Raw genomic sequence first — 13,964 nt, forward strand, 5'->3', positions numbered from 1 at the left:
GGAAAACAACCCTCTTATCGGTCTCCCCAACCAGCACATCGTGGGCTTAACTTATGTGCCATGACCTCCCCCCGCTCCACTTATGGCGGCGGCTACTACTCCGCCTCCTTCCCGGACACTCCGATCTACGACTCGCTCGTGGCCGAGCGGGGCACCCCGCAGATCGCCCCGATCCGGGTCCCCGCCGCGTACGACACGGGCAGCAGCCTGCCCGCGCTGCCCTCGGCACTCCCCGCCCTCCCGGCGGCCCCGTCCCCGCAGGCCCCCGCCTACGGCTACGGCTACCCCCAGGCCCACCAGCCCGCCCCGCTGCAGCAGGCGCCCACGGCGTACATCCCGCAGCAGGCGAGCGCACCGCGCGGTTATCCCGGGCCGCAGGCCCCGCAGCAGCCGCGCCCGATGACGGGCGGCACGGGGTACGAGGCCATGCGCCCCGCCGCGCCGCGGCCCGCACCGGCCACCTACCAGGACCCGTACAACAACCAGCAGTACCGCGGCGGCTACTGACCGGAGGCCGGTCGGCTACTGACCGGCGTCCGGTCGGCTACTGACCGGCGTCCGGTTGTCGGTGCCGCCTGGCACGATGGCCCCATGGGGAATTCAGTACTGCGGTCGATCCACGTCCATCCGGTCAAGGCGTTCCGGGGCATCGCGCCCCAGGAAGCCGTGGTGGAGCCTTGGGGCCTGGCCGGAGACCGGCGCTGGACACTCATCGACGACGGGGGAAAGGTCGTCACGCAGCGCGAGCAGCCGCGCCTCGCACTGGCCGCCGCCGAGCCGATGCCCGGCGGCGGCATTCGTCTGTCCGCACCCGGACGGCAGCAACTGACGGTCCCCGTTCCCGAGTCCGTCCCCACGGTGCCGGCGAACATCTTCGGCACGAAGGTGGAGGCGGTCCCGGCCTCCGACGCGGCCCATGACTGGTGTTCCGCCTATCTGGGCACCGATGTCCGTCTGGTCCACATGGACGATCCGGCCACCCGCCGCCCCGTCGAACCGGACCACGCGCTCCCCGGGGAGACGGTGAGCTTCGCCGACGGCTACCCCCTGCTGGTCACCACCGTCGCCTCGCTCGACGCCCTGAACTCGCTCATAGCCCAAGGCGCTCACGCCGGCGAGGGCCCGCTGCCCATGAACCGTTTCCGGCCGAACGTGGTCGTCGCGGGCACCGAGGCATGGGCCGAGGACCACTGGACGCGGATCTCCATCGGCGAGGTGGTCTTCCGGGTCGCCAAGGCCTGCGGGCGCTGCGTCGTGACCACGACCGACCAGGACACCGCGGCACGCGGCCGTGAACCCCTGCGCACGCTGGCCCGGCACCGGAGGGTCGGCCAAAAGCTGCTCTTCGGCCAGAACCTCGTGCCCCTCGCGGCCGGCACCATCCGGGTCGGGGACCCGGTGCGGGTCCTGACGTAGCACGCGGGGACGGCACGGTCCGAGCGGCACGACGGGCCGGAGGTGAGGGCACTGGGCGGCGATCCGGACGCGGGCGGGAAGGCGACGGCCGCCCCGGCGCACCGGCGTCGGGGAATGGCTCGACGACCGGGAACCGGGCGACGGGTGCCGGTCGTTGGGGAGGACGACTGAGAAATCCGTGAGAGACCCCGGCCGGGGGTGATCTCGCTCTCTCTTGGCCCGGGCCGGAGATGAGCGACTCCGCCGGGGGCTATGACGGAGCGGAAGGGGGTGGGGGACGTGCGAGCAATCAGCGGCCTCTGGCGCTGGCGGCGCAATCCGCTGCGCCGCGCGACCGATCTGAGCGAGGCCTGGGTGGCCCTGGTGGCACTGGTGCTGGTCATCGTGGCCGCGCCGGTGCTCGGCTCCCTGGTCGGCACGGCGGCCCAGGACTCCCTGCAACAAACGGTGCGGGAGCAGCGGCACTCCCGGCACCTCGTCACGGCCACCGTGGTCCGCAGACTGGGCGGCGCCCCGTCGGAGACCGACCCCGACACCAGTGCCGCGCACGACGCCCGCAGCCGCGTCCTCGCCGACTGGACGGCACCGGACGGCACCCGGCAGCACGGACCGGCACTGACGAACCTCAAGTCTCCGCACCGAGGAGACCGCTTCAGGCTCTGGACGGATCCGCACGGCCGCATAACGACCCGCCCGCTGGACTCACCGACCGCGACGACGCACGCGGTGCTCGCCGGGTTCGGCGCGGCCCTGCTGACCGCGGGCCTGGTCGAGAGCGGTCGGCGCCTGATCGTCTGGCGCATGGTCCGCCGCCGGTACGCGCGTTGGGACCAGGCCTGGGACCGCGCGGGCCCGGACTGGGGCAAGGCGGGCACCGGCAGCTGACGGCCTTGCGGCTCTGGTCAACCCACCACCCGCGCGCACGCTACGGTGGACCGGCCGACTCGCTTTCGGCATCGACCCGCGTTCAACGAGGTGGGGGCACAGCAACGCCATGGCACAGGGCACGGTCCAGGTGACGCACACCGGTACATCGCGGTGGCGGCGCCGCACGGGCGAGTACGCATCGCTCGCCGCCGCCCTGGAGGCCGCCGCCGACGGTGACGTCCTCACCATCGCCCCCGGCACCTACCGGGAGAACCTCGTCGTCCAGCGGGCCGTGACCCTGCGCGGCCCCGAGGGCTCGCCGGGCTCGGTGCGGATCGCACCCGCGGACGGCGTTCCGCTGACCGTCCGCGCCTCCGCCGTGGTCCAGGACCTGCACGTGGAGGGCCAGGACGCGGCGGCACCCGCCCTGTTGGTGGAGGAGGGCACGCCCGAGCTGCTGGACGTACGGATCGTCACGCGGTCCGCCGCGGGCATCGAGGTACGGGGCGGGGCGCGCCCGACCGTGCGACGCTGCACCGTCGACAACCCGGCCGGCATCGGCATCGCCGTCCTCGACGGCGGTGGCGGGGTGTTCGAGGAGTGCGAGGTGGTGGCGGCCGGGCAGGCGGGCGTGGCCGTCCGCGGCGGTGCCCACCCCCGCCTGGAGCGCTGCCGCGTGCACCACGCCTCCGGCACCGGACTGTCCGCGACCGGGGAGAACTCCGCCCTGGAGGCGGTCGGTTGCGAGGTGTACGAGGTACGGGGCTCCGGGGTGCAGGTCACCCAGCGGGCCACGGCACACCTGACCGACTGCGATGTGCACCGCACCACGGCCGACGGTGTCACGCTCGACACGGACGCGGTGCTCACCCTCGCCGACTGCCGGATCCACGACATCCCGGAGAACGCGGTCGACCTGCGTTCCCGTTCGGTGCTCACGCTGACCCGGACGACGGTCCGTCAGTTCGGGCGCAACGGCCTGTCGGTGTGGGACCCGGGCACGCGGGTGGACGCCAACCAGTGCGAGATCTTCGACAGCACGGGCGACTACCCGGCGGTGTGGGTGAGCGACGGCGCCACCGCGGTGCTCGACTCCTGCCGGGTGCACGACGTGCCGGACGCGCTGTTCGTGCTGGACCGCGGCTCGCGCGCGGACGTCGTGGACAGCGACCTGTCCCAGGTGCGCAACACGGCCGTGTCGGTGAGCGACGGCGCCACCGCGCAGCTCGACGACTGCCGGATCAGGGAGGCGGCCACCGGCGCCTGGTTCCGCGACCACGGCAGCGGCGGCACGCTCAACAACTGCACGATGGACGGCACCCAGACCGGCGTGATCGTCACCAAGGGAGCCGACCCGACCATCGAGCGGTGCACGGTGGACTCCCCCGCCGAGGCGGGCTTCTACGTCTCCGCCGGCGGCCGGGGCAGCTTCCTGAACTGCCGGGTCACCGGCAGCGGCGGCTACGGCTTCCACGTGATCGACGGCTGCCGTACGACGCTCAGGAAGTGCCGTACGGAGCGGTGTGCGCGCGGCGGCTACGAGTTCGCGGACCCCGGGCCGGACGCGGGGGCCGGGACGGGCCCGGTCGTGGAGGACTGCACCAGCGACGAGAGCGGCAGCCTCAGGCCGCCGGCCGTCCACGAGACGGCCGTGCAGACGGTGTCCCACTCGCCCGGGCTGCTCGGTTCGATCCCCGGGCAGCGCACCACGGAGCAGGAGCCGCTGATCACTCCGTCCGAGCCGGACCAGCCGGCCCGGACGTCGAAGGCCGTGCTCGGTGAGCTGGACGCACTGGTGGGCCTGGAGAGCGTCAAGCACGAGGTGCGGGCGCTGACGGACATGATCGAGGTGGGCCGCCGTCGGCAGCAGGCGGGTCTGAAGGCCGCCTCGGTCAAGCGGCATCTGGTCTTCACCGGCTCCCCCGGCACCGGCAAGACGACCGTCGCCCGGCTGTACGGCGAGATCCTCGCCTCCCTCGGGGTGCTGGAGAAGGGCCACCTGGTGGAGGTGTCCCGGGTCGATCTGGTCGGCGAGCACATCGGCTCCACCGCGATCCGCACCCAGGAGGCCTTCGAACGGGCGCGCGGAGGCGTGCTGTTCATCGACGAGGCCTATGCGCTGTCGCCGCAGGACGCCGGGCGCGACTTCGGGAAGGAGGCCATCGACACGCTGGTGAAGCTGATGGAGGACCACCGGGACGCGGTGGTGGTGATCGTCGCCGGATACACGGCCGAGATGGAACGCTTCCTGTCCGTCAACCCCGGTGTCGCCTCCCGCTTCTCCCGGACCATCACCTTCAGTGACTACGGCCCCGAGGAGCTGCTCAGGATCGTGGAGCAGCAGGCCGACGAGCACGAGTACCGGCTGGCGCCGGGTGCTGCGGAGGCGTTGCTGAAGTACTTCACGGCGATCCCGAAGGGCGCCGCGTTCGGCAACGGCCGTACGGCACGCCAGACCTTCGAGGCGATGGTGGAACGGCATGCGAGCCGCGTCGCCCAGCTGGAGGATCCCAGCACCGACGACCTGACCCTGCTGTACGCGGAGGACCTGCCGGAACTGCCCTGAGGCCGCCGGCTCTCCCTCCGCCCGACGGACGACCTGGAGATCACGGATGAAGGTGCTGGCGACGCTCGCCCGGCTGTACGTGGACGACCTCGACAAGGCGCTGCCCGCGCTGCGCGCCCTCACGGGTGAGGACACCCGGACGCGGTTCGCGCACGCCGGAGTGGAGGTGGCCGTCATGGGTGGCTCCCTGCTCGTCGCGGGCAGCGAGGAGGCGCTCGCGCCGTTCCGGAGTGTTCAGAGCACCGTGCTCGTCGACGATCTCGACGGGCTGCGGGAGATCGTGGCCGAACACGGCGGCGAGATCATCGACGGTCCGAACCAGGTGCCCACCGGCCGCAACGCCACCGTGCGGCACCCCGGTGGCATCGTCCTGGAGTACGTCGAGCACACGGCGTAGGCGGTAGGCGGCGTCACACGGGCGTCCCGCCGTCCGGGCGCTGCCCCGGGAGGTCCGGGTGCAGGCGGGCCAGCAGCCGGGCTCGCTCCCGTGCGAAGGCGGGGTCCGCCTGGTAGTCGGAGTGGCCGAGGATCGGGGCCGGGAGGGGATGCTCGGGGCTGCGGCCGTAGGCGAGTGGATCCCTCAGGGGCACGTGGTCCACTTCCGGGCCGCAGTCGCCGGGAAGGCGGACCGGGCCGCCGATGGGATCGGTGGCGCGGTGGAGGTTGCGCCAGCAGGCGACGTCCCGGTGCAGGGCGGCCAGGGCCGGCGGGCCGAAGTGCGCGGGGAACCAGCGGCCGTACAGACGCTCCAGCGGGGAGCCGTACGTGAGCAGGGCGACCCGCTTGCGTACGGACGGCGTCAGTTGCCAGGCCGCGGCCGCGGCCAGGATGCTGCCCTGGGAGTGGCCGGAGAGGACCAGACGGCCGCCGGTGCGCCGGGTCCAGGTCGCCATCCGCCAGGTCAGGTCCGGCACCGCACGCTCGGCGTAGCAGGGCGGGGCGAAGGGGTGGGCGGCGCGCGGCCAGAACGTGCCGACGTCCCACAGGATGCCGATGGTGCGCCGGGCGGAGGCGTCCTTGTAGGCGCGCCTGCCCCAGGTGACGAACAGCAGGAAGCCGAGTCCGACCAGCCAGGAGCCGAGCGCCTGCGAGGTCTCGGCCATTGCCTGGACGATGTCGTACGTCCGCCGGGCCGCGCCTTTGGGGGTCTGGCCGGTGGCCAGGGCGCCCGCAAGCGCGGCGGCGCCCAGGAACAGGGTGGTGGCGGAGAGTACGGCGACGATCAGCGGTGTCCGGTCGGTGAGCGTGGCCATGGCCCGGGCGTGCGCGATGCTGCGGGTGCGGGAGGGGTCCTCGGGCTCGCCGGGATGCTCGTGGCGTACGCGTTCGCGTTCGGCGCGGGCGAGCCGAGCGGTGCGCAGGGCCAGTGCGCCGGCCAGGGCGAGGAGCACCAGCAGCAGCGCTGGGATCAGGGACGACTGCCAGGTCAGCAGTACCGGTGGCCCGTCGAGCAGGACCCGGGTGCCGTCCAGCCAGTCGGCGACACGCTGGGCGAGCCCGCCGGACATCACCCCGCCCAGCGCGCAGGCGAGCAGCGCGACCGCCGGGCCGCCGAGACCGCGCATCCCGGCGCGCGGGTCCGGGTGGCGGCGGTACAGGTCGTGGGCGACGACGGCGAGGACGACGACGAGCAGGCCCTGGGCCAGCATGAGCGCGCCGAACGCCGGGTCCCCGGGCAGCCGCCCGGCGGACCGCCAGCCGGGTCGCGACCAGCCGGCGTACAGCAGCGTGAGCAACAGCAGGCCGAGGGCGCCGAGGGGCAGGCGGCGTACGAGGTGACGGTCGAGCTTCTGGTCGAGGCGGTTCTCGCTGCGGCCCCGACTGCAGACGACGCCCACCACGGCGGCGGCGCACCCGAGCAGGGCGGCGGCTAGGAGCCGGCTGAGGGCGTCCAGGGCCGCGGGGCCGCCGGCGCGATGGTCGAAGCGGGCCGCGGGCGTGGCGACGGCGGCGGCGACGGTGAGCAGGCCCGCGGCGGTGTGGGCCGCGCGCAGCCGGGCCACCAGGCGGCGGCCGTACCAGAAGCCGGGCCGGGCGAGGGCGCTGCCGTCGGTTTCCGGCTCGGAGTCGCGGGCCATCGGCCGGTGGGACTCGTACGCACTCCAGGTGCGGTGCGAGAGGTACCAGAGCAGGGCGGTGAGCGCGGTCGGGACCGACGCGGCGAGGGCGAGCCGGCGGCCGGGCAGGCTCCACCAGGCGTCACCCGAGGCGGCCGGTGAGAGAAAGCCCAGCCAGGAGTGGCGGCGGGCGCAGGCGGTGACGCCCGCGCACTGCCAGGCCACCAGGTCGAGGGCGACTTCGCAGGCCGCGGCCACCAGCAGCACCGTGAGGGTGAGGGCGGCCAGGCGCACGAGGAGGCCGTAGAACCGGACGGTGCGTCTGCGGCCGCGGGCGGCGGGACGCATCCAGTGGGCGAGGTTGACCACCATGAAGGGCAGTAACAGCAGCCACAAGGCACGGCTGCCGTCGCCGGAGGTGAGGTTGCACCAGACGTACGCCTCCCGCACCGGTTCCTGTCCGCCCGGGGCGTCCTCGGTGTGATCGGCGCGCCGGAAGACCGCGGCCGTGTCGTCGCCGGTGATCCGGACGGTTCTCGGGTCGCCGAGCATCTTCTCCGGGGTGGTGCCGCCGACTCCGTGCACCAGGAGTTCCAGCTCGGTCCCCGGCTCCGTGGGCCGCGGGGCGGGACCGTCCGTGTCCCGCCCGGCGACGCGTTCCTGCGCACGTTCCACTGTTCTCGCACTTCCCCCGTGACGCGTCCGAAGGCCTGTGTGCGTGCGGGCATCAGGATCTCCGTTTCCGGGCCGGCGTACACCTCTCGTCACGGAATCTCCCCGATCCGTGTGACGGCGGGCCGCAGGCGCGATGCCCGTGATGCGCGGGATGGCATGTGCGCGTCGTGACAGGTAGTGGCGCAACCGGTGCCCTCCCGTGAAAAGATGGGACGCCCGCACATCGAAGACGGATGGAACGTCCAGGTCGGAGCCGGTGCGGCGGGCGTGTCGGACGACGGATTGTGGCGAAGGGACCGGAGCGTACGTGAGCGAGAATCAGAACCTCCTCGCGGAGCAGCGCCGCGCCCTGATCCTGGACGAGGTCCGGCGCCGGGGCGGCGTCCGGGTCAACGAACTGACCCGCAAGCTCGGGGTGTCCGACATGACGGTGCGCCGCGATCTCGACGCGCTGGCCCGCCAGGGCGTGCTGGAGAAGGTGCACGGCGGCGCGGTCCCGGTGGTCGAGGCGAGCACGCACGAGCCGGGCTTCGAGGCCAAGTCGGGGCTGGAGCTGACCGCCAAGGAGGACATCGCGCGAGCCGCGGCCCGGCTGGTCACCCCGGGTACGGCGATCGCCTTGTCCGGCGGTACGACGACCTACGCGCTCGCGCAGCACCTGCTGGAGGTGCCCGACCTGACCGTGGTGACGAACTCGGTGCGGGTCGCCGACGTCTTCCACTCGGCGCAGCGCACCTCGGGACAGCGGCAGGGCGCGGCCACGGTGGTGCTGACGGGCGGGGTGCGCACCCCGTCCGACTCGCTCGTGGGCCCGGTGGCCGATCAGTCGATCACCGCCCTCCACTTCGACCTGCTCTTCCTCGGCGTGCACGGGATATCGGTCGAGGCGGGCCTGTCCACCCCCAACCTCGCGGAGGCCGAGACCAACCGTCGTCTCGTGCAGTCGGCGCGCCGGGTCGTGGTGGTGGCGGACCACACCAAGTGGGGCACGGTGGGCCTCAGTTCGTTCGCCGCGCTGGAGCAGGTGGACACGCTGGTCACCGACGCGGGCCTGCCCACCGAGGCCCGCACGGAAATCTCCGAGCACCTGCGGCGTCTCGTGGTGGCGGGCGAACCGGAGGACGACGAGGACATCTGACGCGACGTCAGTTACGCTGCGGATGCAACGCCCCGATTCTCCGAGGGACGTCACGAGAGGGTTCGCCGCCATGGCTCATCGCCTGCGCCCGGTGGACATCGAGTTCGTCGGGACCGCCCCCGTACGGCTCGTGTTCACCCGGGACATCGCGGCCGCTCCGGACGCGGTCTTCCGGGCGCTCGCGGAGGACGTGTCCGGCTGGCCGGGGTGGTTCTCGGCGGTCTCGTCGGCCCGGCCGACCGAGGGCGGCCGCGAGGTACGGCTCCGGGGCGGGATCCGCTTCGAGGAGTCGGTGCTGGTGGCGAAGGCACCCGAGGTGTACGCCTACCGCGTCGACGTGACGAACACTCCCGGGGCCCGCGCATGGATCGAGGAGTGGCGGCTCACCCCGGCCGGTGCCGGGACCCGGATCCGGATGACCTTCGCCCTCGACGGTACGGCCGCGTTCCGCCTCGTGTGCCGCCTCGTCCGCCCGGGCGTGGGCCGCGCGTTCCGGGGCGCCGTGACGGCGCTGGACCGGCACCTGTGCGGATAGCGGACCCGCTCGCGCGTTTCTGCTCCACGGGCCCGGTGACCGGCACGGACGGTGACCGCTTGGCCGTGTCCTGCCCGCATGCCACGGATGCGCGTCCAGCGGGCCGGACCCATGCTGGTGAGGGGTAGGCAATCCGGACCAACGCAAGGGATGTGCTCATGACCGTCCAGCCCGCAATCGGCGAAGTCGTTCTGGAGCCGGCCTCCCAGGAACTGGCCGACGCCACCTCCCAGCCGCCGTTCCTGTACGAAATCGGTGCGGAGAAGGCCCGCCAGGTGCTCGACGACATCCAGGCGCAACCGATCGAGAAGCTCCCCGTCGACGAGGAGTGGATCACCGTGACCGCCGACGTCGGCGACGTACGGGTGCGCATCGTACGACCGCAGGGCGCGGCGCAGCCGCTGCCGGCGGTGCTGTACATGCACGGGGGCGGCTGGATCCTCGGCAACGCGGGCACCCACGACCGGCTGGTGCGCGAACTCGCCGTGGGAGCCCGGGCCGCCATCGTCTTCGTCGAGTACACGCGCTCGCCCGAGGCCCAGTACCCGGTCGCCCTGGAGCAGGGATACGCCACCGCCCGGTGGATCGTCCAGCACGGCGCCGAGCACGGGCTGGACTCCGCCCGGCTGGCGGTGGCCGGGGACTCGGTCGGCGGGAACATGGCCGCCGCCCTGGCCCTGCTGGCCAAGGAGCGCGGCGACGTCCGCTTCGTCCACCAGTCGCTCTACTACCCCGTCACCGACGCCGCGAGGGACACGCCCTCCTACCAGCAGTTCGCCCAGGGCTACTTCCTCACCGCCAAGGCGATGGAATGGTTCTGGGACGCCTACCTGCCGGACGCCTCCCAGCGCTCGGCGATCACGGTCTCCCCGCTGCGGGCGAGCCGGGAGCAGGTGGCCGGACTGCCGCCCGCGTTCGTGGTCGTCGACGAGGCCGACGTGCTGCGCGACGAGGGCGAGGCCTATGCGGCCAAGCTCCGGGCCGCGGGCGTGCCCGTCACGACGGTCCGCTACGACGGGATCACGCACGACTTCATGATGCTGAACCCGCTCAGCGGCACGAACGCGACCCGCGCGGCCGTGGCCCAGGCCAGCGCGACACTGCGCAAGGCCCTCGGCACGGAAGAGGGCTAGGACGCGGAGGGCCGGGGCCGCTCAGTCCCGCCACACGCCCGTGGCCAGCAGGGACTCGATCGCCGTCGCGTACGGGGCGATGTCCAGGCCCTGCTCCTCGAGCCAGCTGTCCGAGTAGTACTTGTCGAGGTAGCGGTCCCCGGGGTCGCACAGCAGGGTGACGACGCTGCCCGTGCGGCCCTGGGCGACCATCTCGGAGACGATCTTCAGCGCGCTCCACAGGCCGGTGCCCGTGGAACCGCCCGCCTTGCGGCCGATGGCCCGCTCCAGGGCGCGTACGGCGGCCACACTGGCCGCGTCCGGGACCTTCATCATCCGGTCGACGGCGCCGGGTACGAAGCTCGGCTCCACGCGCGGCCGGCCGATGCCCTCGATGCGGGAGCCGCAGTCGCAGGTGACGTCCGGATCGCCGGTGGTCCAGCCCTCGAAGAAACAGGAGTTCTCCGGGTCGGCCACGCAGATGCGGGTGTCGTGCTGCATGTAGTGGACGTAGCGCGCGAGGGTCGCCGAGGTGCCGCCGGTGCCGGCCGTGGCGACGATCCAGGCGGGCTCCGGGAACCGTTCCAACTCCAGCTGCCGGAAGATCGATTCGGCGATGTTGTTGTTGCCGCGCCAGTCGGTGGCCCGCTCGGCGTAGGTGAACTGGTCCATGTAGTGTCCGCCGGTCTCCACCGCGAGGCGGGCGGACTCCTCGTACATCTTCCGGGAGTCGTCCACGAAGTGGCACTGACCTCCGTGGAACTCGATCAGACGGCACTTCTCGGCGCTCGTCGTGCGCGGCATGACGGCGATGAAGGGCACGCCGATCAGCTTGGCGAAGTAGGCCTCGGAGACGGCCGTCGAGCCGCTGGACGCCTCGATCACCGGGCGGCCCGGGCGAATCCAGCCATTGCACAGGCCGTAGAGGAACAGGGAGCGGGCGAGGCGGTGTTTGAGGCTGCCGGTGGGGTGGGTCGACTCGTCCTTCAGGTACAGGTCGATGCCCCACCGCTCGGGCAGCGGGAAGCGCAGCAGGTGGGTGTCCGCCGAGCGGTTGGCGTCGGCCTGGACCTTCCGGACGGCTTCTTTCAGCCAGTCGCGGTAGGCGGCGTCACTGCGGTCGACGTCGAGGGTGGCGCCGGTCCGGGTCTGTGGGGTGGTGCTCACGGCGGGGCTCCTTACGGTGGGCGCCGACGGCGACCCGCGCGGCCGGCACCTTGAGCATAAGCATCTTCCACACCACTTCCCACCTGCATAAACGCATCTTTGAGCCACCCAAAGACACGCTGGGGCACACCCGTACGAGGCACACGGGGGCGCATGGTCGCGAGTGCTCCGCGCGCCCGTCGCACACGCCGCGTGCGCACTGGTGCTCCCGCCCGCACCGGGGCAGACTGCACCGGACGGGACGATCGTCCCGAACGGGGGCGCACGCTGGGTCACCAGAACCGGTACGACCCCGGGCGGTACGACCCGACACGGGCCGGACGCGGACCCATGCGGGCCGGGGTCCGGCGAGCGACGCAAAGGGGGCGGCGAGGGATGGCGGAGCCGGAGTTCACGGCCATGGGCGTGCGGATCGGCAAACGGCTGCGTTCACTCACCCGGGCCGGCCAGGTCCGGATCAGCGACGGCAGGCTGGAGTTGCTCACCAGTTACGGCAGTGAGATCGACAGCGCGCCGGTGCAGGCCGTGCGCGCCTCCAAGCCGTGGTTCGCCCCGGACGACCGGGCGCTCGCGGACCTCAACGGCAACCGGTACCTGCTGACACTGGGTGAACACGACCCCGCCCCCGGCGAGCCGGGGCCGCCCGCGGCACGGCGGTTCATCGAGGCGGTGCGCCGGGCGGCGGGACGCGGCGGCTGACCTGCGTCTGGCGCGGCGAGTTGCGGGAGCGCATCCGCTGCGTCACGCTGGTCTCACGTCACTCTGGGTTTACCGGCGATAACGCTGCGAACCAGCCCGCCGGCCACGACAGCAGGCGGACGTTTGGACGCAAGCACCCTGCTGGATCCGTTGTTCTCCGTGTTCTTCCGGTTCCTCCGGACCTCACATCGGGGAGTCGCAGCCGTGATCAGTCACCCAAGCAGGCACTGCACGGTGGAGCTACAAGCCCTGCCGTCGCGGATCGGCCAGGTCCGCAGAATCGTATCTGCACAGTTGCGCTACTGGCATCTGGACCCGTTGATAGACCGGGCCGCGCTCGGTGTGACCGAGTTGCTCAGCAACGTCCACCGGCACGCCCGGCCGGACAAGTTGTGCACGGTCGAACTGGAACTGCTGCTCGACCGGCTCACGGTCTCGGTGCGCGACCACGATCCGCGCCTCCCTGCGGTGGCCGATGTCGCCGACGCGGCGGACGTCGCCCCGCTGTCCACCTGTGGCCGAGGTCTGGCCATGGTGGCCGCGATGAGCGAGAGCTGGGGGGCACGCCCGGACGGCGACAACGGCAAGGTCGTGTGGTTCACGCTGCCCGCGCCCTCCACCGCGCGACTGCAGCCGGCCCGCCCGCGCCGCCGCACGGCCGAGCAGCAGCCGGCACCCCGCCTCACCGAGGTACAGCCGGCCCCGACACCGGTCGCCCTCGCTCCGACCCCTGTGGTGGCCCATGCCTCGGCCGCCGCGCCCGCTCCCGCCCGGTCGGCCGTCCCCGGCTGACCGGGCGGTGACCTCGTGGATACGGCGCACGGGCGGTGGGTCACAGCGACCCGCCGCCCGTGCGCGATATCGCCGCGCTGTCACCGCGGCGTGCCATGCGGTGGACGTGGCCCGGTCACCCTCTGGGGCGGCGTGGCGTCGTGCCGACAAAGGCGCGTGGTCGGCCGGTGTCCAGCCTGCCGGGCGCAGCCCGACGACGTCCACGAGCGCGTCGATCCCCTCCCGGTCGTCCCGCTTTCCGGCGACGTCCGGGGGCAGGGTGATGTTCTCCGCGACCGTCGGCGTCGGTACCAGGTGGAACGCCCGGGAGACGAAACCGACCCGGTCGCGGCGGAGCGGGGTCAGGCGGCGGTCGTCCAGCGCGCCCAGCCCGGTGTCACCGATGAAGGCGGCGCCCGAGGTGAGCGCGTCGAGGCCGGCCGCGCAGTGCGTCAGGATGGACTTGCCGGAGCCCGAGGGGCTCATGGACCGCGGTGAAGCGCCCGGCGGGGAAGTCGACGTCCACGCCGTCCAGGGCGCGCACGGCGGTGTCGCCACCGCCGTGCGCCTTCACCGCGCCCACCACGCGGGCCGCCGTACACAGTGCGGTCGTCGTGGTCATGCGGCACCGCCCTTGCCGATGCGACCGAACTGCTCCTCCAGGACGGAGAGACGGCGCCAGTACTCGTCCTCGTCGATCTCGCCGGAGGCGAAGCGGCGGCCGAGGACCGCGAGCGGCGAGTCGCCCGCCGGGCGGCCGCCGCCCGGCCCCCGCCAGGGGCCGCCGCGGTCGCGCCGGACGGTGCGGCGCAGGAAAGTGACGGCGCCGATCACGACGAGCGCCCAGATCAGCGGGAGGAACAGGATCCACGGGCCGGGTCCGCCGTCCCAGTTCGCCAGCGTTTGCATGTCGGTCGGTCTCCCTTGTCGGCAGGGTCTTCGGCTGATGGCACGAGGCTCC

Annotated in this window: 13 protein-coding genes and 1 pseudogene; 10 read left to right on the top strand and 4 right to left on the bottom strand. The window is 72.9% G+C overall.

What is annotated here, in order from left to right; genetic code table 11:
* Nucleotides 1-60: 60 nt before the first annotated feature.
* From ACFZDC_RS15100 to ACFZDC_RS15120, 5 genes are all read left to right on the top strand, one after another.
* On the top strand, nt 61-507 hold the full coding sequence (locus ACFZDC_RS15100; protein WP_391323841.1) for a DUF6643 family protein: 447 nt from the start codon (nt 61-63) through the stop codon (nt 505-507).
* Between the two features lie 84 nt (nt 508-591).
* The gene (locus ACFZDC_RS15105; RefSeq protein WP_391323842.1) at nt 592-1,416 is read left to right on the top strand and encodes an MOSC N-terminal beta barrel domain-containing protein; all 825 of its coding nucleotides are present in this window, start codon (nt 592-594) and stop codon (nt 1,414-1,416) included.
* Nucleotides 1,417-1,695: 279 nt separating this feature from the next.
* Nucleotides 1,696-2,301: a hypothetical protein gene (locus tag ACFZDC_RS15110; protein WP_391323845.1), complete on the top strand. Its 606-nt coding sequence runs from the start codon at nt 1,696-1,698 to the stop codon at nt 2,299-2,301.
* Nucleotides 2,302-2,410: 109 nt separating this feature from the next.
* Nucleotides 2,411-4,849 (top strand): right-handed parallel beta-helix repeat-containing protein, encoded by a 2,439-nt coding sequence (locus ACFZDC_RS15115; protein WP_391323846.1) that lies wholly within the window; start codon nt 2,411-2,413, stop codon nt 4,847-4,849.
* Between the two features lie 46 nt (nt 4,850-4,895).
* The gene (locus tag ACFZDC_RS15120; RefSeq protein WP_391323848.1) at nt 4,896-5,246 is read left to right on the top strand and encodes a VOC family protein; all 351 of its coding nucleotides are present in this window, start codon (nt 4,896-4,898) and stop codon (nt 5,244-5,246) included.
* 13 nt (nt 5,247-5,259) lie between these two features.
* Here the strand turns inward: ACFZDC_RS15120 and ACFZDC_RS15125 are convergent, their stop codons facing one another.
* Nucleotides 5,260-7,581 carry a hypothetical protein gene (locus ACFZDC_RS15125; RefSeq protein WP_391323850.1) on the bottom strand — a complete coding sequence of 774 codons (2,322 nt, stop codon included), beginning with the start codon at nt 7,579-7,581 and terminating at the stop codon, nt 5,260-5,262.
* Between the two features lie 307 nt (nt 7,582-7,888).
* Here ACFZDC_RS15125 and ACFZDC_RS15130 point away from each other — a divergent pair, with 307 nt between their 5' ends.
* The 3 genes from ACFZDC_RS15130 to ACFZDC_RS15140 all read left to right on the top strand — a co-directional run bounded on the left by ACFZDC_RS15130 (nt 7,889) and on the right by ACFZDC_RS15140 (nt 10,387).
* The gene (locus ACFZDC_RS15130) at nt 7,889-8,719 is read left to right on the top strand and encodes a DeoR family transcriptional regulator (RefSeq protein WP_391323852.1); all 831 of its coding nucleotides are present in this window, start codon (nt 7,889-7,891) and stop codon (nt 8,717-8,719) included.
* 70 nt (nt 8,720-8,789) lie between these two features.
* Nucleotides 8,790-9,254 (top strand): SRPBCC family protein, encoded by a 465-nt coding sequence (locus ACFZDC_RS15135; protein WP_391323854.1) that lies wholly within the window; start codon nt 8,790-8,792, stop codon nt 9,252-9,254.
* A gap of 176 nt (nt 9,255-9,430) precedes the next feature.
* Complete coding sequence (locus ACFZDC_RS15140) at nt 9,431-10,387, top strand: alpha/beta hydrolase fold domain-containing protein (RefSeq protein WP_391324052.1); 957 nt, start codon at nt 9,431-9,433, stop codon at nt 10,385-10,387.
* A 21-nt stretch (nt 10,388-10,408) separates the two neighbouring features.
* On the opposite strand, the gene ACFZDC_RS15145 is transcribed toward ACFZDC_RS15140, so the two are convergent.
* Nucleotides 10,409-11,533, bottom strand: a complete 1,125-nt coding sequence (locus ACFZDC_RS15145) for a pyridoxal-phosphate dependent enzyme (RefSeq protein WP_391323856.1) — start codon at nt 11,531-11,533, stop codon at nt 10,409-10,411.
* Nucleotides 11,534-11,908: 375 nt separating this feature from the next.
* Between ACFZDC_RS15145 and ACFZDC_RS15150 the strand changes: the two genes are divergently transcribed.
* Together ACFZDC_RS15150 and ACFZDC_RS15155 are read left to right on the top strand one after the other, a co-directional pair.
* Nucleotides 11,909-12,232: a hypothetical protein gene (locus ACFZDC_RS15150; protein WP_391323858.1), complete on the top strand. Its 324-nt coding sequence runs from the start codon at nt 11,909-11,911 to the stop codon at nt 12,230-12,232.
* Between the two features lie 204 nt (nt 12,233-12,436).
* On the top strand, nt 12,437-13,024 hold the full coding sequence (locus ACFZDC_RS15155) for an ATP-binding protein (RefSeq protein WP_391323859.1): 588 nt from the start codon (nt 12,437-12,439) through the stop codon (nt 13,022-13,024).
* Nucleotides 13,025-13,207: 183 nt separating this feature from the next.
* Here the strand turns inward: ACFZDC_RS15155 and ACFZDC_RS15160 are convergent.
* Nucleotides 13,208-13,625 (bottom strand): annotated as a pseudogene (locus tag ACFZDC_RS15160) (ATP-binding cassette domain-containing protein); the annotation flags it as partial.
* Nucleotides 13,622-13,912: an SHOCT domain-containing protein gene (locus ACFZDC_RS15165; RefSeq protein WP_391323860.1), complete on the bottom strand. Its 291-nt coding sequence runs from the start codon at nt 13,910-13,912 to the stop codon at nt 13,622-13,624. The pseudogene ACFZDC_RS15160 and the gene ACFZDC_RS15165, both read right to left, overlap by 4 nt.
* Between the last annotated feature and the right edge of the window lie 52 nt (nt 13,913-13,964).

The organism is Streptomyces sp. NPDC007905, assembly GCF_042959345.1.
In the GTDB taxonomy this organism is placed as follows: domain Bacteria; phylum Actinomycetota; class Actinomycetes; order Streptomycetales; family Streptomycetaceae; genus Streptomyces.